Origin of the sequence: Pseudomonas sp. A-RE-22, from assembly GCF_019956035.1 — a bacterium.
GTDB lineage: Bacteria > Pseudomonadota > Gammaproteobacteria > Pseudomonadales > Pseudomonadaceae > Aquipseudomonas > Aquipseudomonas brassicacearum.
The window spans coordinates 63698-83952 of the sequence record NZ_JAHBCZ010000008.1 but is presented as its reverse complement, the minus strand read 5'-3'; the positions used below and the strand labels follow the sequence as shown (position 1 = coordinate 83952).

Below are 20255 nucleotides of genomic sequence, written 5' to 3'. Positions count from 1 at the left end.
TTCATGACAAGGCTCCCGCGTGGCCGACAATCCCGCCTTGGCGGTCGATGGCGAAGACTTCGACCTGGACCTGGGCCGGCACCACGCTGCGGGCGAAGGCCAACGCGTGCTCGCACACCGCGTCGCCGAGGGCGATGCCGGCGGCGCTGGCCATTGCCAGGGCTTGCTGGCTGGTGTTGGCCGCGCGGATGCCTTGCTGCAACGCCTCATCGGCACCGATGGCGGCGGCCCACTCGGCCAGTTGTGGCAGGTCGATGCTCGAGTGACGGCTGTGCAGGTCCATGTGGCCGGCGGCGAGTTTGCTGATTTTGCCAAAGCCGCCGCAAAGGCTGAGCTTTTCCACGGGGACCTTGCGCACATGTTTGAGCACGGCGCCGACGAAGTCGCCCATTTCGATCAGGGCGATTTCCGGCAGGTTGTAGACCCGGCGCATGGTGTCTTCACTGGCGTTGCCGGTGCAGGCGGCGATATGCAGGTAACCGTTGGTTTTTGCCACGTCGATACCCTGGTGGATCGAGGCAATGTAGGCCGCGCAGGAGAACGGCCGGACGATACCGCTGGTGCCGAGGATCGACAGGCCGCCAAGAATTCCCAGGCGTGGATTCATGGTTTTCAGCGCCAGGGCTTCGCCGCCCTCGACGTTGACCGTGACTTCGAAACCACCGGCGTAACTGCTTTCCTCGGCCAGCCGACCCAGGTGGTCGTTGATCATTTTGCGCGGCACCGGGTTGATCGCCGGTTCACCGACGTTCAGCACCAACCCCGGTCGCGTCACCGTGCCGACGCCGCGACCCGCGACGAAACGTACACCGGGCTCGGCGATCAAGCGCACCTGGGAAAACAACAGGGCACCGTGGGTTACGTCCGGGTCATCGCCCGCGTCCTTGATTGTCCCGGCTTCGGCGCCTTGTTCGGTCAGCCGGCAGAACTCCAGGCGCATCTGCACTTGCTTGCCCTTGGGCAGTACGATTTCCACGGCATCGGCTTCGGTGCCGCGCAGCAGTAATCGAGCGGCCGCCAGGCTGGTGGCCGTGGCGCAACTGCCGGTGGTCAGGCCGCTGCGCAGGGGGGCGGGTTGTTCGGCGGTTTCGTCACGCATCGAGAGGCTTGACCAGGTCGAGCAAGGTGATCGGCAAGGCCTGGCGCCAGGTGTCGAACTCGCCCAAGGGCTGGGCCTGGGCGATGTGGATGCGGGTCAGCTCACCGCCGTGACGTTCGCGCCAGTGCATCAGGGTCGTTTCGCTTTGCAGGGTCACGGCGTTGGCGACGAGCCGGCCGCCGGGCTTGAGTTGGGCCCAGCAGGCCTCGAGCACGCCTTCGCGGGTGACGCCGCCGCCGATGAACACCGCGTCCGGCCGCTCCAGGTTCTCCAGCGCCTGGGGGGCTTTGCCGCGAATCAGTTGCAGGCCGGGCACGCCGAGGGTGTCGCGGTTGCGCTCGATCAAGCCTTGGCGGCCTTCGTCGGCTTCGATGGCCAGGGCCCGGCAACTGGGGTGGGCGCGCATCCATTCGATGCCGATGGAGCCGCTGCCGGCGCCGACATCCCAGAGCAGTTCGCCGGGCATCGGGGCGAGGCGTGCGAGGGTGATGGCGCGCACGTCGCGTTTGGTCAACTGGCCGTCATGCTCGAAAGCGGTGTCCGGCAAACCGGCCAGGCGTGACAAGCGCGGTGTCGACGGTTCGGCCCGGCATTCGATGGCGATCAGGTTCAGGTCGGCGACGGTGTCATCGGACCATTGCGCGGCGCAACCGTCGATCCGACGTTCTGCCGCACCGCCCAAATGCTCCAGCACGGTCATGGTGCTCGGGCCGAATCCCCGCTCGCGCAATAACGTCGCCACGGCGGCGGGACTGTGGCGATCGTTGCTCAGCAGCAACAGCCTGACACCGGTGGATAGGTGGACATTGAGCGCCGCCAGGGGCCGGGCCACCAACGACAGCGTGACCACATCTTGCAACGGCCAGCCCATGCGTGCCGCCGCCAGCGAACAGGAGGAGGGCGCGGGGATGACCAGCATCTGATCACTCGGCACCTGTTTCGCCAGGCTGGCACCCACGCCGTAGAACATCGGATCGCCGCTGGCCAGCACGCACACCGGCTCACCCTGCCGAGCAAGCAGCGGTTCCAGGGAGAACGGGCTGGGCCACAGCTCCCGTTGGCCGCGGATGCACAGCGGCAGCAGATCCAACTGACGCTGCGCGCCAACGATCCGCGAGGCACCGAGCAGCGCGCGGCGAGCAACCTTGCCCAGGCCCTTGAAGCCCTCTTCGCCGATGCCCACTACGGTCAGCCAGGGTGTCATCTCTGTTCCTCGAATAGATCTGTTTGATCGGCGGGCCTGTTTCCCCGCGAACCGGGTCGCCATCATACCGTGCCCCGGCGGATCAGGCGCCTGGCGCAACATCATCTTCACAGCCAGACCGCTATCGCGAGCAAGCTCGCTCCCACAGTTTGGAATGGGGGCGTTCGGAAATTGTGTGTCCGCCGTCAGCAATCCGACCGGCAAGCTTTTCATGACCCCCGGCAAAGCAGGCATAATGGCGGTCCTTCGCCGATGTGGCGTTTCTTATTTGTCGGTTTTCCCTTGAACGAACGTCCATCCTCCAGCGTCGTACGCCCCTCCGGTTGCCCGGGGTTGCTGCGTGTCGTCCAGGCGCTGGACGGTGGGATCTGTCGGATCAAGCTCGATGGCGGTTCCATCCAGGCGGATCAGGCCGAAGTCGTGGCGTCGGTGGCCGAGCGGTTCGCCGGGGGCGTGATCGAGGCGACCAACCGGGCCAACCTGCAAATCCGTGGGATCGGTCCCGGGCACGACGCGCTGATCCAACCATTGCTGGCCGCCGGGCTTGGCCCTCGCAAGGCGGCCGGCGATGACGTGCGCAACCTGATGCTCAGCCCCGCGGCCGGGATCGATCGGCAGATGCTGTTCGACACCCGGCCGTTGGCGGCGCAGATCCTCTTCACCCTGCAAACCCACGAACGCTTCCCTGAGTTGTCGGCCAAGTTCGCCGTGCAACTGGACGGTGGCGAAGCGTTGGCGATGCTCGAACATCACCACGACCTGTGGCTGTCGGCCCTGGTCCGTGATGGCGAGCCTTGGCTGGCCTTCGGCTTGGCCGGTTCCCCATTGGATAAACCGGCGGGCAGGGTGCCCCTGGCCCAGGGGCATGCCTTGGTGATGGCGGTGCTGGAGCTGTTCCTCGACCTGGCTCGCCCGGACCAGATCCGCATGCGCCACTTGCTGGCTGAAATTCCCACCGATGAATTCATGAGCCGATTGGCCCGCCGCGTGCCGCTGCAAGCTTGCCTGGATTGGCAGCGGGACGGCTCCATCGACGGACTGCACATTGGCGTTCATCCCCAGCACGACGACCGCGTCTACGTCGGCGCGGCGGCGCCTCTTGGTCGACTCGACGCCCGCATGCTGCGGGGGGCGGCGCAATTGGCGCGGGAGAAGGGCGACGCAAGCCTTCGTTTCACCCCTTGGCAAAGCCTGCTGCTGCCCAACGTGCGCAGCGAGGACGCCGACGAAGTGCTGGCGCGGCTTGAGGGGGTGGGCCTGTTGTGCTCGGTCGATCAGCCCCTGGCACAACTCATTGCCTGCACCGGCTCCAGTGGCTGCGGTAAAGCCCTGGCCGACACCAAGGCCGACGCCCACCAACTGGCCGAGCTGCTGCAACGCCAGGGCCAGACCCTGAAAGTCCATCTGTCGGGCTGCCCGCGTTCCTGCGCGGCAGCCCATATCGCGCCCGCCACCCTGCTGGCGGTCGCCCCCGGTCGTTACGACCTGTATTTCCGCGATGCCACGCTGCCGGGTTTCGGCGCGCTGCAGGCACACAATCTGACTATTGAAGCGCTCGGCCACTGGCTCGACGCTCGCCCCCGGAGCCCCCTTGATGCTTGATTACATCCGCGACGGTCAGGAGATCTATCGCAACTCCTTCGCGATCATCCGCGCCGAAGCCAACCTGGCGCGCATTCCGGCCGACCTGGAAAAACTCGCGGTGCGGGTGATCCACGCCTGCGGCATGGTCGAGGCCATCGATGGCTTGCAGTTTTCCGAGGGCGCGGGCACGGCCGGGCGCCAGGCGCTGGCCGCCGGGGCGCCGATCCTGTGCGATGCGCGGATGGTCTCCGAAGGCGTGACCCGGGCTCGCCTGCCGGCCAACAATCCGGTGATTTGCACCTTGCGCGACGAAAGCGTGCCGACATTGGCCCGGGAGCTGGGCAACACCCGTTCGGCGGCGGCGCTGGAGCTGTGGCGCCCGCACCTGGAAGGCAGCGTCGTGGTCATCGGCAACGCGCCGACCGCGCTGTTCTACCTGCTGGAGATGCTCGATGCCGGCGCGCCGAAACCGGCACTGATCCTCGGTTTCCCGGTGGGCTTCGTCGGCGCCGCCGAGTCCAAGGCGATGCTGGCGGCCAACAGCCGCGGCGTGCCGTTCGTGATCATGCAAGGCCGCCTGGGCGGTAGCGCCATGGCCGCCGCCGCCGTCAACGCCCTCGCTACGGAGATTGAATGATGCAGCAGCCTGGACGTCTGATCGGCCTCGGCGTGGGCCCCGGTGACCCGGAACTGATTACGGTCAAGGCCCTGCGCCTGCTGCGCGAATCGCCCGTGGTGGCGTACTTCGTCGCCAAGGGCAAGAAGGGCAACGCCTTCGGCATCATCGAGGCCCATTTGCAGGACGCGCAAACCTTGCTGCCGCTGGTCTACCCGGTCACCACCGAAGCGCTGCCGGCGCCGCTTTCCTATGAACAGGTGATCGCCGACTTCTACGACACCGCCGCCGAACAGTTGGCCGTGCACCTGGATGCCGGTCGTGATGTGGCGGTGATCTGCGAGGGCGATCCGTTCTTCTACGGCTCCTACATGTACCTGCACGATCGCCTGGCCGAGCGCTATGAGGCCGAGGTCATTCCCGGTGTGTGCTCGATGCTGGGCGGGGCCTCGGTGCTCGGTGCGCCGCTGGTCTATCGCAACCAGAGCCTGTCGGTGCTCTCCGGCGTCTTGCCCCACGACGATCTCAAGCGTCGCCTGGCCGACGCCGATGCGGCGGTGATCATGAAGCTGGGGCGCAATTTCCCCAAGGTTCGCCAAGTGCTTCAGGAATTGGGCATGGACGGACGGGCGCTGTATGTCGAGCGGGCGACCATGGCCAACCAGAAAATCGTGCCATTGGATGAAGTCGAGCCGATGTCTTCGCCGTACTTTTCGCTGATCATCGTCCCGGGCGAACGGTGGCAGGGTTGATGACTTCTACCGCGCCTGCCATCGTCATCCTCGGCCCGGGCAGCCTCGCCACGGCCCGGCGGATCCAGCAACGCTATCCCGATGCCTTGATCCACGGCCTGGCCGCAAGGGTCGAGGGCGTGGATCGCCAATACCTCGAGTTCGGCGCGACGTTGCGCGAGCTCTACCAACTGAACACACCGATCATCGCCCTGTGCGCGGCCGGCATCGTCATCCGCACCCTGGCGCCGCTGTTGCTGGAAAAAGGCGCCGAGCCGCCGGTACTGGCGGTGGCCGAGGATGGCAGCGCCGTGGTGCCGCTGCTGGGCGGTCTGGGCGGGGTCAACGTCATGGCCCGGGACATCGCGGCAACGCTGCAAGTGGCGCCGGCGATCACCACCAGCGGCGAATTGCGTTTCGGCACCTGCCTGCTCAATCCGCCAAGCGGCTACAGCCTCGGCGACCTGGAGCAGGGCAAGCGCTTCGTCTCCGACCTGTTGGCCGGTGAACCGGTGCGCATCGAAGGCGCGGCGCCATGGCTGGATCAGGCGCAGTTGCCGCAAGACCCGCAGGCGCGGCGCACGATCCACGTCGGCCATGCGGAGCGTGACGCGAGCACTCACGAACTGTTGATTTATCCGCGCAGTGTCGCGGTGGTGGTGAGCGCCGAGGTGGCTGATCTGCCGGGTGCCATTCGTGCCGCTTTGCAGCAAGCGAAAGTAGCGCTTCAGAGCCTGGCGTGCCTGGTGGCGGCGGATACGCTGATGGCCAGTGTGGCCTTGCGTGAAGCGGCGCTGGAACTCGGGGTGGCGCTGCGCTTTGTGGTGATGACCGGCGATGCCGCCACCTTGGCGCGCAGTTCGGTGCCGGCGGTGAACATCCTTTCGGTGACTGACAACCTGGCCATCGCCGTTGCCGCGCAACCCTTGGAGGTGGCCCAAATCGGTCGCCCGCGCGGACGCCTGGCGGTGATCGGCCTGGGGCCGGGCGCGGCCGAACTGATGGTGCCGGCGGTGAAAGCCGAACTGGCGCGGGCCACCGATGTGCTCGGCTACGAAACCTATGTGCGCATGGCCGGCCCGTTTCGCGACGATCAAGTGCTGCACTGCACCGACAACCGCGAAGAAATGCAGCGTGCGCGACACGCCTTTGAATTGGCTGCGCAAGGCCGTTCGGTGATCGTGGTGTCGTCCGGCGACCCGGGTGTATTCGCCATGGCGGCGGCGGTGCTTGAAGCGTTGCACGAGTCCAGCGATCCGGCCTGGCATCAGGTTGACCTGGAGATCCTGCCCGGTGTGTCCGCCTCCCTCGCCACCGCCGCCCAGGCCGGTGCGCCGTTGGGGCATGACTTCTGCGTGATGTCGCTGTCGGACAATCTCAAGCCATGGTCGATCATCGAGAAGCGCCTGGATCTGGCGGCCGAAGCCGACCTGGCGTTGGCTTTCTACAACCCGATTTCCCGTGCGCGGCCGTGGCAATTGGGGCGTGCGCTGGAGATCGTCGGCCAGCACCGCACGCCGGAGACGCCGGTGGTGTTGGGGCGTGACATCGGTCGTCCGGGCCAGACCCTGCGTGTCACCACGTTGGGGCAACTCACGGCCGAGCAGGTGGATATGCGCACCATGGTCCTGATCGGCTCCTCCGCGACCTGTGTGTTCCCGCGCGCATCGGGTGGAAACTGGGTGTATACGCCACGCTGGTATGGGGCCAAACCTGCCTGAACCGCGACATTGAGGGCATGGTTTTTGTGGCGAGGGGATAAATCCCCTCGCCACAAAAACCATGCAGACTTGAAGTGAACGGGAGTCTTTTTTTGTTTGTCGTTCGTATAAATAAAAGAGCAAGCAGTTATCTTGATCCTCCTTTGAAATGCATTGAAAGCCTTCCCGTTTGAATTGCCGGATTTTAAGCGTTAGTTTGCGTGCCTGATAAGTTTCCGGTGTGCGCTTGTCAGTGCTTGGTATAGGCTTCAGTTGTCGCCAAGTTAAAAAATATCAATGGAATTAACGTTCGCCAGAGCACCTTCTGGCGACAATGCTTTTATATGCCTGTTCTTTTTCTAGCGGACAGGCCGGGAGTGTCTTTTTTATGCAGGAAGCAAACGTCCAGACGCGTGATGGTGCGCTCGGATTCATCAGCCTTTTCAAACTGGCCGACCTCGAAAGGGCACTGTTGCCCTACAAAAACAATGAACAATATGACGCGGTCATCCGTTATTACTTTGCCTGTATCGGTATGCCGGACTCCCACAGGCTGCTCGAGCCGCTGGGGCTCTTGAAACAGACGCTCGCCCAGGTCCTGGGCAACCGCAGGGTGAAGCGCAGCCTGGAGGGGCGTATGTCCGGCCCTGGCGAGACAGCGATGGATTTGCCGCGAATCTATGACAAAGTCGAACGTCATGAAGCACGCCTTCAGTTCAGCACCGAACAGATGAAGCGAGTGCCAACGGAGGTGCCCAAGACGTTGCACTTTGTCTGGCTCGGCGGCGGACTTGGCAACATTCAGCGCGACTATCTAAATGTGTGGAAAGAAGTGTTGGCCAGGCAGGGTTATAGCCTGAATCTCTGGTATGACAGCGATGCACTACTGGCCTGGCAAACCAACAGGTTGATTGTCGAAGCCGCCAAGGCCGATGTTTTTCTACAAGGGGTTGATGAGCGTATCTCCGAAGTTGAATTGGGCGGCTTATACAACGAGCGGACCATTGTTCTGAAACAACAGATGCATGCACATATCAGTGCGGCAGTGGCGGGCGGAGGGTCAGCCGACGAGGCCCGAATGGATTTATTGTCCCGCGCCTACGGCCAGGATGTGCAAGTACTGCGCAAACAGTTGGAAGACAATCGTCGCAGTGTCTTGGATATGGACGGTTTCAAGTTGCGTGATATCGCGGCAGGGGACGTTTCGTTGCAGTTGCAGGATGTCTATGAGCGGGAGATGTGTTTGCGCGGCAATATGGCGGCGGCCTCTGATGTTGTGCGCGCCGAGGTCCTGTATGCCGAAGGCGGTAGCTATACCGATGTCGACCACCTTCCGCCGTTGTCGCAAACCCTCGGCGCTGTTGATATCAGCGGTTTTGACCGTAATGCCCGCCTTGGAGTCCTGCAACTGCTGCTGAACAACAACCCCGAATGGATGCCGGGGCGCCAGGCCTCTTCCAGCCATTACACACACATTGGCACCGAGCATTTTCCAGCGCTGCAAGCCTTCGCGCAAAGCTGGCCAAGCCTGAGCGAGGTCTTCGCGCAACCGGCGGATCGGCTTGCGCGTCCCTTCGCGCTGCGGGCCTTGGCCATGCAGCAATCGTTATCCAATGCGTTTCTGATGGCCCATCCGGGCTGTGCGGTCCTCAACAGTGTGATCGAGCGTTTGCGCGCCAACTACGCGTTGATCGATGCTTCGACCCGGTTGGCCGCTCAGCGCGATATTGCGTTGAGTGATGTTGCTGGCATGTTGAGGCTGGTGGAGGAAGTGTTCGAAAAAGCCAATGGACCGCTGACTGGACTGTCGATGGAAGACGTGCCGAGAGCGATAGCGCTGATTGCGGCCATTGCGACCCACTTTGGCGATGGTATTCGGTTCGAAAGCGAGGGCACCATTTACCTGACGGGCCCCGGCGCCATGCGCGATGGCATGGTCGACTATGCGAAAGCGCACTTGAGCGCCGCCATTGCCGAGAGCCTGAGCAAAGAGGCGGCCATTGCGCCCAATGGGACGGTGAACGGTGCCACCGAAGAGGAGCAGGATCACTCCTGGAAAGAAAATGAAACCGATCACGAGAAATGGGTCAGCAACGAACAGACGAGTTGGCGTGAGGGGCAGTACTCCACGCGCTACAGCGGTGATATGGCGCAGTTGCTCAAGCACTCGACCATCGAGTTCCAACAGGGCTGGCCGCTGATCGAAGGGCGAGCGGTGCTGCTGACCGATGTGTTGGAGCAATTGGCCGAGAGGCTCGGCGAGCCGTTCATCGAGGCGATGAGTCAGGGGCATGACGGTGAAATCCGCTTCGAGAAACCACTGCCGCTGAGTTTCGATGATCGCCAGCGTATCCGGCATCAGGCTGCCGATGCGCTGGTTCCGGTGTTCCTGAGCGATGCAAGGATGCAAAGCCTGGGGATCGATGAAGTGCTGAGCGATATCGCCAGTGGCGCCCGCCGTCTCATCGAAGCCAGCCCTTTGCAAAGGGTTTCGCTGGGCCTGTTGCTAGGCTTGGATGCGCTGGATAACCAGCGTTTCAACGCGGCCACCAGTGAGCTGGAGAACCTGGCCAACAGCGTTGCCGAGCAGGGCGTGTCCGGCCGTTATGCAGTCATCGAGCGGCAATTGTTCAAGCGCAAGGCGGCCGGATTCATGAACGGTCTGTCGAGCGATCCGGCGTATGCGCCGATGCCGGCCGACAGCACGCTGGACCTGAAGAAAGCGGCCTTGAAAGAGGCGCGAACGCTGTTCCAGTGGGGCCGCCATGTTGCACGGATCCAGAAAGCGGCGACCCTTGAACATCGTGTCCAGATCGTTGAACGCTCCGCGCAGGTGCTGGATGGCTTCGGTCACAACGGCGTCCAGATGGTGCCCCAGGATTTGCTGCTCAGCAGTGATGGCGAGACGATTGGTGGGCGTTGCTATCCCTTGGCGTTGGCGATGAGCGCGGCGCTGGCCCAGGGCGATGTAGCCTCCGGGCAGTTGCGCGAGCGTTTCTTCCTGACGGTGCTCGAACCCGGGCAAGCCGACTCCCTGACCTTTCTGCAAACCCTGGAAGCCCTGCGGGACGTGTCGCTGGGTGACGTTGGCACGCGGCTTGGCCAGGCCGACCTGGGTCAGGTCACGGCCGCACTCGAAAGACACGCCGCCCCCCGTACGCTGATGCTCAACTCGGACAACCATTCGATGCTGGTGGCCAAGACCGTCAGCGGGGAACGCGCCACCTATCATTTTTTCGACCCGAACTTTGGCCTGTGCAAATTCGACCATCCGGACGGGCTGCAACGTGCGCTGGAGCACTTTTTCCAGACCGAGGGCATGGCCCGCTATTACGCAGCCTATGGTTCTGAAGCTCGACCGCAATTCGATCTGGTCGACCTGCACAGCGCCAAGATCTCGGCCTTGGAGCTTTCTGACGGATTCACAGTGGAGCACCTGCTCAAGCCCGATCCTTTGCCAGGAAAACCGGAGCTTGCGATTCGCCAGCGCCTGAACCGTGCCTACGGAAGGTCCCTGGTCGACAATTCGCACCTGGGCAGTAGCTTGCTGGCGTTGGACAGCCATTGGTGGGGTCAGCAGATCGCCCAGGCAACGGTCGATTTGCAGGCGCTGCATGACTCGCCGAAGCCGCTGGTGCCCTTGTTCGATACGCTGGAGATCACGCCCGAAGGCCAATACCGAGTGAGCCTGATCGATCCCGCGCAACCGCAACGGCAGGTCCGCGTGCTCAGTGACGATCATCGCCTGTTACGGATCAAGAACTGGCTGTCGGAACAGTTTTCGACCCTGGCGCGCCAACCTGTGCAGAGCGGTGGTGTCGTGGATCCGACCGAGGCCGGCAGCGTCCATACCCTAAACGCTGGCTTCACCATCCAGGCCTTGATGAACGCCTTGCGCGGGCGCGAAGGGGATGACCGAACGTTGACCACCGCCGTGCGCCTGCATGCCTACGTCAACTATGCGCAGTTGGTGCACGGCAATGTCATGGACGTGACGGGGTTGGTACAGTTGGCCCGTACCGCCCTGGCGGAAGAACGGCTCATTGCCCGCACGTGTGCGCCGGTCGTTGGCCAGGCGCTGGGGCATGCGGCTAACGAGGGCGTCGGCGCGGTGTTGGGGCTGGCCAATGTCGGCTTTGATATCTATCAACTGAAGACGGCGCGAACCGGCATCGAGAAAGCGCAATTCGGTACCCAGCTGACATTCGACTCTGCCAGCCTGGCCTTGACGGCGGGCGGCGTTGGCGCGGGGTTGGCCGGGGCGTCGACCGCCGCGGCGGTGCTCGGCGGTGCGGGTGTGATTCTTGGTGGGGTGGCGGTCGGGGTGGCCGCCCTGGCCCAGGGGTTCGCCAGCATCGCGCGGCAGGCGCGGGACGTCGGTCAGTTTTTCGATGAGCTGGAGCAGGCCTATCGTGGTGACGGCTACCACCACGATCACACGCTGGCCGCGTGGGTGGCACGGCCTTCACTGATCGTCAGAAGCATGGACCTGGAGGAGGGGACGTTGCAGCTCGACAGTCCAAAGCTGTATCCCCTGCATGATCATTTCGGTGTGCCGGGCTTCGATCCCGATGAGGCTCGGGCGATCGACATCCGTCGGGAACTGGGGCTGCCCGGACGGATCGGATTCGTCCCGCCGGCAGGACAACCCATCGTGCTGCCCTGCACGCCGCAAACCACTTACGGCTATGAATACAAGGCGCTGCCCTTCGCCCGCTGGCGCCATGATCGCGGCTTCGACACGGCCCGGCGGCTGGAGAAAAGGCAAGCGGACGGGACCTGGCTGTTTTTGTTCTCGTTCTATTCGTTTCCGTCCGACTACATTCTCAATCGCCTGAGTCCGGTGTACGGCGAAACGGTCATCCGGGTGTACCTGGATGCGGTAGAGCGGACACTGGTGGTTCCCGTGATGCCAGAAGCCTGGCAAGGAAAGTTGTCCTATTGGCTCCGAGGGGCCGACTCGCGTTGTACCGTGACGCTCAATCCCGGGGTCGATATCAGCCTTGTTTCACCGAACCTCATGTATTGCCGCTGGGTGTTGCAGGCCACCTGGGCCAATGACCAGGATATCCGGATCGAGCCTTCCGGCGAGCTGTACATCGGCACCGTTCATGTGAGCCGTGTCGGCCAGCAGGAGGTGCTGATTCGCACGGCCGACCAGCTGTTCAGAGTCCCCCAGGGTAAACGCCAGCTGGACATCCTCGAACAGACGGCGCCGGAAGGGCTCGATGAGCAGGCGCTGCTTGACCACCACAAGAGCCTGGCGCGCGAGCATCGATTGGCGCTGCCGTATACGCCGGTCCATCACTATCTGATCCCGTTCGAAGATCCCCGGCAACCGCGCTACACCACGGGCTGGTATGACGCGGGCGCAGACCGCTTCCTCTACATTCGTGACGACATGGAGGTGCTCGGCGAGCCGCAGCTGTCGCTCGTCCTGGGGGCGTCTGCCTATTTCTACGATCCCGACGGGTTCCAGATCTGGCAGACGGATTGCGCCACGGGTTTGCTCAAGTGTCGCTACCTTTTGCTGCTTCAAGAGGGGCAAGGCACGATTCGCAGGCTGGAAGCGGATGCGCAAGGGGTGATTCATGTCGTGCAGGAATACGTCCTCGACAACCAAACCGTCCGGCAATATCGCTACCTGATTCATGACGGGCAATTGCTATTGAGTTCCGTCACCTACGACACGGCGCCGCAACTGCAGGCGCTGCTGTTGACCAGCGATACCCTGGCCGGGTGGTCGTCCGTGCTGGGCGACTTTCTGCGGCTGCCCCTCGGGCCTTCGCATAACGGGGCGACGACCGTCGATTGGCAGCCGGCTTCGTACGTTTCGATCTGCTGGACGATTGCGCCCGATTCCCGAGACCTGGCATGGGTACGCCGCAGCGATCGACGTCTGATCCTGGCGCCACCCGCCAGGCATCATTTCCGTGGCTGGGATAACTCGATCAAGAACCTGGACGGGCTGATGCTATTGCCCATGGCCGACGACAGCGAGGTGTTCTTCGTTTACCAGCGAGTCACCGCCAACCAGACGCTCTGCCGACTGCAACGCAGCGTGAACGACGGCAAGGCGCAATGGACCCAGCTATGGGTGCAGCCGGAGGGGCTCAAGCAGATCCTGGCCGTCGACGGGGGGTATGTGGCGCTCGATGAAAACGGGCTGTTTTTCAACCTGGGCGCGCAAGAAACGTTGCAGTTTGCCGGCGTGAGCGAACAGTGGCTCAAGGGGCGTAGTCGGTGGTGGCAGGCGCTTGAGCCGTTGGCCAAGCGCTACCCGGGCAGGGATTTTGCCATTGCCGGTCTGCGCAATGTCGCTGGTGACGGCAACCTGTGTGCCTGGTACGTGAATAACCGCTTGCTGTTGTGCGATCCGGGACTCGACAAGGAAGTTCGCTTGCTCGGCATGACGCCCGATAATCAGTCGGTCTGGCTGTTCGATCGGTCGAGTGGTGAAGTATTGAGCCAGGCATTCTTCGACCCGCAGCGGCTTGACCAGGCTTTCGGCGCCGGCTCGCAATTGCTGGCGGGCGACAGCCTGCCGGCGTATCAGCGGGAGTGGGCGAACTGGCGCTTCGCCGATGTCACGCTCGAAGGCAGCGGCTTGCGCGGGATAAGCGTGGACGGCCTGTCGCTGGCGCTGCGTCATCAGGAAGCGGGGACCATCACTGGGGTCAATCACGACTGGGTGAGCGCCCAGGGCGAACACCTGATCGAAGCTCTCCAGCGGTTGCTGGAGCAAGCGCAGCATGCCGAGTTCGTGTCGGTGGAATCCGAGCCTGGGAGCCTGCAATGGTATGACGTGCAAAGTGCCCGGCTGCTGCGGGTGACCGGCAAGAACCTGCCCAGGAACTTTACCCTGCTCGGCACTCAGGCTCAGGTCAACGTGCTGCTGCACAAGCATCAGGATGGGCGGGTGCTCATCTATCCCGACAAGCGCAGCATCGGGCCGTTCGATTATGTCCAGCGCAACGCCCAGGTGCTGGTCGTCGAAGGGGCGAAGGTCGGCCGCGATCTCCTGCCGCTGATCCCCGATGAGGTCAATACGTTGATTCTGCGCTTGGGCCAGGGCGCGGTGACGTGTCATTTGACGAAGAAGGAGTGGCTGAAACTGGACTCGGTCATTGTCGACTGTCGACATGCCCTGGATGAACCACCCGCCATGGCAAGCACATTGATCTGGGCATTCGATGAGCCTGGAAAACTCGTGTTCGAGATCGTCCAGGCGCATCTGGTCATTGTCGATCCGGACAGTGAACACTGCCTGATCCTGCGTGATGTGTGTTCCGCCGACCCGCTCTTGCGCGGTGAAATATGCCTGGGCTTCAACGCTGCGCATGCCCGCCCGGTGTCGACATTCGTGGCACGGCTACGGGACCTGGGTGGGGTTGGCAGTGCAACCCTGAAAGAGCTGCTGGCGCCGGCGCCGGTCGAAGGCCAGGTGGTCCCCCTTCAGGGCACCAGGTAGCCCTTCACCCCGGTAAAAATGATCTGCGCCGCCAAGGCGCAGACAAACAACCCCATCAGGCGGCTGACGATCTGCAAGCCCTGGTCGCCCAGGATCCGTTCGATACGGCTGGACAGGTAGAGCACGACGCCGACGGTGAAGCTCGCCAGGGCGATGCTGATGATGGCCATGAGTTTGTCGTCCCAGTGCGGCTGGCTCACGCCCATCACCAGCAGGGCACCGATGGTGCCGGGGCCGACGGTCAATGGAATGGTCAGCGGGACGATGGTCACGTCCTGCTGCACGTTGTCGGTCTGTACGGCCGACTTGCCCTGGGCCATGCCCAGTGCCGAAATGAACAGCACGCTGCCGGCGCCGATACGGAAGGCGTCCACGGTGATGCCGAACACGCTGAAAATCACCCGCCCGAACAAATAGAGCAACACGCTGGAGACCAGCGTCGCGGTCGCGACCTTCCAGGCCAGGCGGCGTTGTTCCTTGCGCGAATAGCCGCGAGTCAGCCCGATAAAACACGACAGCACGAAGAAGGGGCTATAGAGCACCAGCATCTTGAGGTACACGCTGAATAGCACGTGGAGCATGGTTCAGACTCATTGCGAAAGACATCGCCGGAGTCTATCAGCCTCTGAATCGACTGTCGGCATTTGATTGGTTGAAGTGGAAGGAGTGGTGTTTTATTCGAGCGTTTTTTTTTGACTTTATTTGATGGCTGTTAATGGGCGGTTTTATTTTGAAGTTACAAGTAGAGAGTTGTTGGGTCTGGTTCGGTTGATTAATGTGGGGCTGCAAGTCATGGAGTGGCTTGCTTAATAATTTAAGGAATAAGTGATGAGTTTTGAAATGTGTGATAGCACTGTAGCCGCCTGTGTGGCGCGGTTGGAAAGTTATGATATTTACCCTGATGTCAGTCCTCGTTCGTTGTATGTGGGCGATGTTGAGCCACCGGCGAAGGGATCGGTTGTCGGTGAAGGCATCCTGGCGTTCGCCGGTGGTCTTTCTCCCCAGCATCAAGAGGATGCGCAGCATGCTTTTCTCTTTGCTTCCTTGGTCGCCAACAGGCAATGCCCTCTCGAATCCCAAGGACGAGAGTGGTACTACAAGTTTGTTGAAGTCATGACGAACGCCGGTTGGGTCGCTACGCAGGGCTTCTATGATGACCTGAGCGTCGGCGGTAACACCGTGCGGATGGACAAGCTGGTGTTGGACATCCTCGCCTCCGTAGTGTCGGGTATTGCCCTTGGAAGCGCGACTTCGGCGTTGCTGTTGAAGGTCGCCGACAGTGCAATCACTGCCTTGCAGAAGAAGGAAGAGACCCTGACCCTTTTTGAGCGAAACCTGTTGGAACATGGGGTGGGCGGAATGGCAGCGGGTACCTGTGTCGAAATTGACGGTGAAGTCAGCATGATGCTTGGCACCGTGCGCTTTATCCGGCGCAACAGCGCAACCCAGGTCTTGTTTGCGGATTGGAGCAGTCGCGAAGTGAAGTTGTATAAAGGCGAGTCGGTTTTTCGAAAAGTTCCAAGTATTGTCGAGCGAACTCGAGACATCATTATTGGGCGGCTGGGTAATCATGCCGTAAGCAAGATCGAAGAGTACGAAATCTAAGTTCTGTTTCAATGAGGCAATCGACTATCGGTTGCCTTTTTTTAGAAGGAGTCAGGTATGGATAAGGAATATTCGGTTTTTGTTAACGCTGCGGCGATTGTTTTAGCGCCCTGCGCACTACGGCGCACGGAAGTTGACGACCTGATGAATTCGGTCTTGCTCGCACAACTGGTTGCTGATAAGAGTCTGCAGCGTGCACCTGCGGTTGATTGGTACGCCACTTATTTGGAGGTCTTGAGTGTCGCCTGGATATCAGCTGCCAAAAGGCGAAAGGATCTGCAGCCGCAAAAAGAAGATACCCATTCGCCATTGGAGTGGGTGGCGGCCATCCCCTTGGATGATCAGGTGGATCAGCAACAGCGGATCATGGCGGTGATGGAGCGTATCGCAGCGTTACCCGGCTCGCTGCCTGCGATGGGGATTGTGCGCAAGCATGTGCAAAAACAATACGAGCCTGACGCGGCACAGAGCCCGTCATCTTCCAGCCCCGTGCGCTTGCTGGTGATCGTGGCGCAAAGCCCTGTTTCGATGGCTGGTGTCTATTTGCAATTCAACACAGCGAAAGTGATCGAGGCCAATCCTTGGAGGCAGTGCTTTGATGGCAAAGACATCGACGGTTGTGTGACGGCACGTTATTTCCGCACGCAACTGAGCGAAACATTGTTCGCGCCTGCCCGTGAGGTTATCGCCCGTAAGGTCGCGGCTGCCGTGGGTGACAACATTGTCGATATCACCAAGGCTATCGATGATTCAGGTGTTCTTCCTGCCGAAGAGGTCTGCAGATGAGGGGGCCGATTCCATCTGCCGCAGTCGTTGGCGGCAGTGTCGTTTCGTTCGCCGCCGGTCTACCTGCGTCCCATCGGGAAGATGTGTACTTGAGCACGATGTATGCGCAACGGGCCACCTGGTCAGCCTATCGCGACGGGTTGTCCGGTCACTGGTTCGACTATTTTTGCAGCCAGCTCAGATTCCTGGGCTGGGACGTACCGCGCCCGCAGACGCTGTCGACCATTGAAGGTCCGATGGGGGTGGGAGCGACACAACATATCGAGGCTCGTCTTGGCGAAGCTTTTCACGCCCCGGCCAGTGGTGCGTTGGTGGCATTGGAGAGCAATCCCAAAGCGCTGGAGCTGTTCGAATCAACCAGCCTGTCGCGCGACACAGGCATTTTCCAGATGATGCCCTGTGTGCCGAACGGCACCCATCGAATTGAAATGGGCGTTTATCACTGCCAGTTCCAGCTGCGTCGACAGGCGTCTCGATTCTTGTTCATCGAGCGAGGCGACTGGGTGCGCAACAGCGTCGAGCAAATGACCGTCATCAACTTCAATACGCTGTACTACGCCACCTTCAGGGAAAAGGTAAAACGTTCAGTGCTGTCCCAAGCGTCCACCTACCTCAGTGCCCTGGAACTCTGAAGCGTGTTTGCTCGCAGGCTTGGATCGGTTCAATAAGTCGATGCAGTCGGTTTTTGCTGATCGCGCTGGGCCACCCAGTGCTCGATCAGCTCACGCAGCTGCGACAGCTCCACCGGCTTGGCCATGTGACCGTCCATCCCGGCCTGGCGGGCGCGTTCCTTGTGCTCGGCCAGGATGTGCGCGGTGAGCGCCACCACGGGGGTGCGGGTGCGCTGGTTACCCATTTCCCAGGCACGCAATTGCTGGGTGGCGGAAAACCCATCGAGGATCGGCATTTCGCAGTCCATCAGGACCAGGTCGTAACGCTGCTCCTTCATGGCCTTGAGGGCTTCTTCGCCGTTGCTGGCGGTGTCGGGTTGCAGGTTGAGCTTGCCGAGCATGCCGCGGATGACCTTGGTGGAGATGCTGTTGTCCTCGGCCACCAGGATGCGGAAATCGCTCGGCACCTTCACCGGAATGGGAGGGCCGGCGTTTACCTGCACATTCGTTGCCTGGCCCCGGTTGCGCTGGTTCAGCTCGTCCGCCAGGGTGGTCTTGAGGGTATAACCGGCCACCGGTTTGGCGAGGATGCGCTTGACCCCGCTGTTGCGCGCCACGATCTTGCTCGGCGCGTTGCTGATACCGGTGAGCATGATCAACAGGATGTCGTGGTTCAGGCTCGGGTCTTCCTTGATCTTGGCCGCCAGTTGCATGCCGGTCATGCCCGGCATGTTCTGGTCCAGCAACACCACGTCGAAATAATCGCGCAGGTGCGCCTTGGTGCGCAGCAGCGCCAGGGCTTCCTTGCCCGATGGCACCGCACTGACGTTCAGGCCCCAGGCGCTGCACTGTTGCACCAGTACTTTGCGGCAGGTGTCGTTGTCGTCGACGATCAATACCCGCGCCCCTTGCAGCGGGCCATCGAGGTCGGAAGTTGGATGTTCGAGGCGATCCGGGTCCAGCGGCAAGGTCAGCCACAAGGTACTGCCCTGGTTGCTACCGCTTTTGATACCGAATTCTCCGTGCATCAGGATGATCAACTGACGGGCGATGACGAGGCCCAGGTTGCCCCCCAAGCGCGTGGCCGACAGGAAATTCTTGCTGTGCAGTTCGGCGTGCATCAGCGTGTCGCGCTCTTCTGCGTCCATCGGCGTCCCGCTGTCCTGCACGGCGATGCGCAGGCGCGGCTGATTGCTGCGCTCGTCGAGGGCGACGACGATCAGCACTTCGCCCTCGTCGGTTTTCTTCAGGGCGTTTTCCAGCAGGCTCAGCAGCGCCTGGCGCAGCCGCGTAGGGTCACCGCTGATCACGCGCGGCACCTGGGGCTGGATGAAGCTGATCAGCTCGACATTCTGCTGTTCGGCCTTGGCACGGAAGATACTCAGGCAATCCTCGATCAGGGCATTGAGGTCGAACTGCACGTCGTCCAGTTCGATCTGCCCGGATTCGAGCCGGGAGATGTCGAGGATCTCGTTGATCAGGGTCAGCAGCTCATTGCCGGCGCTGTGGATCGTCTGCACATAGTCGCGTTGCTTGACCGACAGCGGCGTACCCAGCAGCAGCTCGGTCATGCCCAGCACGCCGTTCATCGGGGTGCGGATCTCGTGGCTGATCTTGGCCAGGAACTCGGCCTTGGCATTGATCTCGGCATTGCTCGCCGCCAGGTCGCGGCTGATGCTGAACCGGCTTTCGTTGATCGAGCGCTGGCGCTCGCCCAGGGCGACACTCATCAACAGGCCGCTGATGCAGATGAAGATCAGCAGGGTGATGATCAGGCCTTGGGGAGGAACCTCCGTGAGCCCTTGCAGTGCCGGGAGGATGATCAGCGTGCCCAGGTTGAAGACCAGCATGGCCGCGACGAACAGCCGGGCCGGGCGGTAGCCCTTTTGCCAATGCCAGGCGCTGACGAGCAGCATGCTCAGGCCGGCCAGGGCCACGAGGGCGTAGGTCATGATATTGAGCGGCAGCGTGTTGACGAACAACAGCAACAGGCTGCACAGCATGACGAGCACGATGTCCCCCAGTAGCAGCCGATTCAACGGGTGCGGCCCCAGGGGCGCAAAGAAACGGTAGGCGAACATCAGGCCGCAGGGCGCCGTCAGCAACAAGGCCAGGTAGGCCCCGGGCGTCTGGACGGCTGGCCAGTCGGGCAGCCAGGGCCCGGCCAGGTTCAGCAACAGCACCAGGCTGAGCATCAGCAGTCCTTCACAGGCTGCCAGCCACAGGCAACTGCGTGAGCGGGTGTAGGCATAGCGGGTGAGGTTGTGCAGGACCAGCATGGCGATGCAGCCGAACAGCAACCCGTAGATCAGCGTCTGGTTCTGATCGGCCGCAGCCACGACTGCCGATTGCAAGGTGATGTAGGGGCGCAGTTCATGGCGCGAGGACAGTCGCAGGTAGACGTCCAGCGATTTGTCGCTGCGTGGAAGGGGCAGCATGAAATCGCTGCTGGGTACCACCGGTTCGGTATGCGGCGTGGCATTGCCGCTGATTTGTTGGTCAACCAGGGCATCGCCGTCCAGCACATAGAGGTTCAGGCGTGACAGGTCGGGGGCGAAGATGCGCAGGATCTGTTCATGCCGGTCGGGGGCCAGGCGGAAACGCAACCACAATGCCCCGCCGGGCTCGGCGGCCTTGAGGCGGTCCAGGTCGATGGGGCTGAATTGATTGGTGTAGCGGGCAGAACGGATGTCGCTCAGTGTGAGGTCGCCCTGTTCGTCGAGCAATACCGCCCAGCCACTGCCTGGCGCGGCCTGGGCCGGGAGCATGCAGAGCATCGTCAGCAGGGTGACGGTAAGGCCTATGGCAATCCTGAGCCAGCGCACGGCGAAATCCCTTCGTAGGTTGA

At 62.0% G+C, this 20255-nt stretch carries 12 protein-coding genes; 8 read left to right on the top strand and 4 right to left on the bottom strand.

Features of this window, described 5'->3' with window-relative positions:
• Position 1: 1 nt before the first annotated feature.
• Positions 2 to 1099, bottom strand: coding sequence for a cobalt-precorrin-5B (C(1))-methyltransferase (locus KGA89_RS05070; RefSeq protein ID WP_013692152.1), 1098 nt, complete (start codon positions 1097 to 1099; stop codon positions 2 to 4).
• Positions 1092 to 2303, bottom strand: coding sequence for a bifunctional cobalt-precorrin-7 (C(5))-methyltransferase/cobalt-precorrin-6B (C(15))-methyltransferase (locus KGA89_RS05065; protein ID WP_069971195.1), 1212 nt, complete (start codon positions 2301 to 2303; stop codon positions 1092 to 1094). Before KGA89_RS05065 ends, KGA89_RS05070 begins: the two co-directional genes overlap by 8 nt.
• Before the next feature lie 282 nt (positions 2304 to 2585).
• On the opposite strand from KGA89_RS05065, the gene cobG reads away from it, so the two are divergent.
• The 5 genes from cobG (at position 2586) to KGA89_RS05040 (ending at position 14405) form a co-directional block, all read left to right on the top strand.
• Positions 2586 to 3905 carry a precorrin-3B synthase gene (cobG, locus tag KGA89_RS05060; protein ID WP_411740635.1) on the top strand — a complete coding sequence of 440 codons (1320 nt, stop codon included), beginning with the start codon at positions 2586 to 2588 and terminating at the stop codon, positions 3903 to 3905.
• Positions 3898 to 4524, top strand: coding sequence for a precorrin-8X methylmutase (locus KGA89_RS05055; RefSeq protein ID WP_223470805.1), 627 nt, complete (start codon positions 3898 to 3900; stop codon positions 4522 to 4524). Before cobG ends, KGA89_RS05055 begins: the two co-directional genes overlap by 8 nt.
• On the top strand, positions 4524 to 5255 hold the full coding sequence (locus KGA89_RS05050) for a precorrin-2 C(20)-methyltransferase (protein WP_041475699.1): 732 nt from the start codon (positions 4524 to 4526) through the stop codon (positions 5253 to 5255). The genes KGA89_RS05055 and KGA89_RS05050 overlap by 1 nt, the downstream gene beginning before the upstream one ends.
• On the top strand, positions 5255 to 6955 hold the full coding sequence (cobJ, locus tag KGA89_RS05045) for a precorrin-3B C(17)-methyltransferase (RefSeq protein WP_223470804.1): 1701 nt from the start codon (positions 5255 to 5257) through the stop codon (positions 6953 to 6955). Before KGA89_RS05050 ends, cobJ begins: the two co-directional genes overlap by 1 nt.
• Before the next feature lie 367 nt (positions 6956 to 7322).
• Complete coding sequence (locus KGA89_RS05040; protein WP_223470803.1) at positions 7323 to 14405, top strand: TcdA/TcdB catalytic glycosyltransferase domain-containing protein; 7083 nt, start codon at positions 7323 to 7325, stop codon at positions 14403 to 14405.
• On the opposite strand, the gene KGA89_RS05035 is transcribed toward KGA89_RS05040, so the two are convergent.
• Positions 14390 to 14986 (bottom strand): MarC family protein, encoded by a 597-nt coding sequence (locus KGA89_RS05035; protein ID WP_003186248.1) that lies wholly within the window; start codon positions 14984 to 14986, stop codon positions 14390 to 14392. The genes KGA89_RS05040 and KGA89_RS05035 overlap by 16 nt on opposite strands.
• 247 nt (positions 14987 to 15233) lie before the next feature.
• Between KGA89_RS05035 and KGA89_RS05030 the strand changes: the two genes are divergently transcribed.
• Genes KGA89_RS05030 through KGA89_RS05020 form a run of 3 tightly spaced genes read left to right on the top strand, consistent with a single transcriptional unit; the run spans position 15234 to position 17428 of the window.
• On the top strand, positions 15234 to 16010 hold the full coding sequence (locus KGA89_RS05030) for a hypothetical protein (RefSeq protein WP_223470802.1): 777 nt from the start codon (positions 15234 to 15236) through the stop codon (positions 16008 to 16010).
• Between the two features lie 57 nt (positions 16011 to 16067).
• On the top strand, positions 16068 to 16796 hold the full coding sequence (locus KGA89_RS05025; protein ID WP_038855989.1) for a hypothetical protein: 729 nt from the start codon (positions 16068 to 16070) through the stop codon (positions 16794 to 16796).
• A complete protein-coding gene (locus tag KGA89_RS05020; RefSeq protein ID WP_013692159.1) occupies positions 16793 to 17428 on the top strand; it encodes a hypothetical protein in 636 nt (211 codons plus the stop codon). Before KGA89_RS05025 ends, KGA89_RS05020 begins: the two co-directional genes overlap by 4 nt.
• 29 nt (positions 17429 to 17457) lie before the next feature.
• Here the strand turns inward: KGA89_RS05020 and KGA89_RS05015 are convergent, their stop codons facing one another.
• The gene (locus KGA89_RS05015; RefSeq protein WP_223470801.1) at positions 17458 to 20232 is read right to left on the bottom strand and encodes a hybrid sensor histidine kinase/response regulator; all 2775 of its coding nucleotides are present in this window, start codon (positions 20230 to 20232) and stop codon (positions 17458 to 17460) included.
• Positions 20233 to 20255 lie beyond the last annotated feature (23 nt).

Coding starts and splice junctions, on each gene's coding strand:
- KGA89_RS05070 (WP_013692152.1), bottom strand. CDS start 1,099: ATGCGTGACGAAACCGCCGAACAACCCGCCCCCCTGCGCAGCGGCCTG.
- KGA89_RS05065 (WP_069971195.1), bottom strand. CDS start 2,303: ATGACACCCTGGCTGACCGTAGTGGGCATCGGCGAAGAGGGCTTCAAG.
- KGA89_RS05055 (WP_223470805.1), top strand. CDS start 3,898: ATGCTTGATTACATCCGCGACGGTCAGGAGATCTATCGCAACTCCTTC.
- KGA89_RS05050 (WP_041475699.1), top strand. CDS start 4,524: ATGCAGCAGCCTGGACGTCTGATCGGCCTCGGCGTGGGCCCCGGTGAC.
- cobJ (WP_223470804.1), top strand. CDS start 5,255: ATGACTTCTACCGCGCCTGCCATCGTCATCCTCGGCCCGGGCAGCCTC.
- KGA89_RS05040 (WP_223470803.1), top strand. CDS start 7,323: ATGCAGGAAGCAAACGTCCAGACGCGTGATGGTGCGCTCGGATTCATC.
- KGA89_RS05035 (WP_003186248.1), bottom strand. CDS start 14,986: ATGCTCCACGTGCTATTCAGCGTGTACCTCAAGATGCTGGTGCTCTAT.
- KGA89_RS05030 (WP_223470802.1), top strand. CDS start 15,234: ATGAGTTTTGAAATGTGTGATAGCACTGTAGCCGCCTGTGTGGCGCGG.
- KGA89_RS05025 (WP_038855989.1), top strand. CDS start 16,068: ATGGATAAGGAATATTCGGTTTTTGTTAACGCTGCGGCGATTGTTTTA.
- KGA89_RS05020 (WP_013692159.1), top strand. CDS start 16,793: ATGAGGGGGCCGATTCCATCTGCCGCAGTCGTTGGCGGCAGTGTCGTT.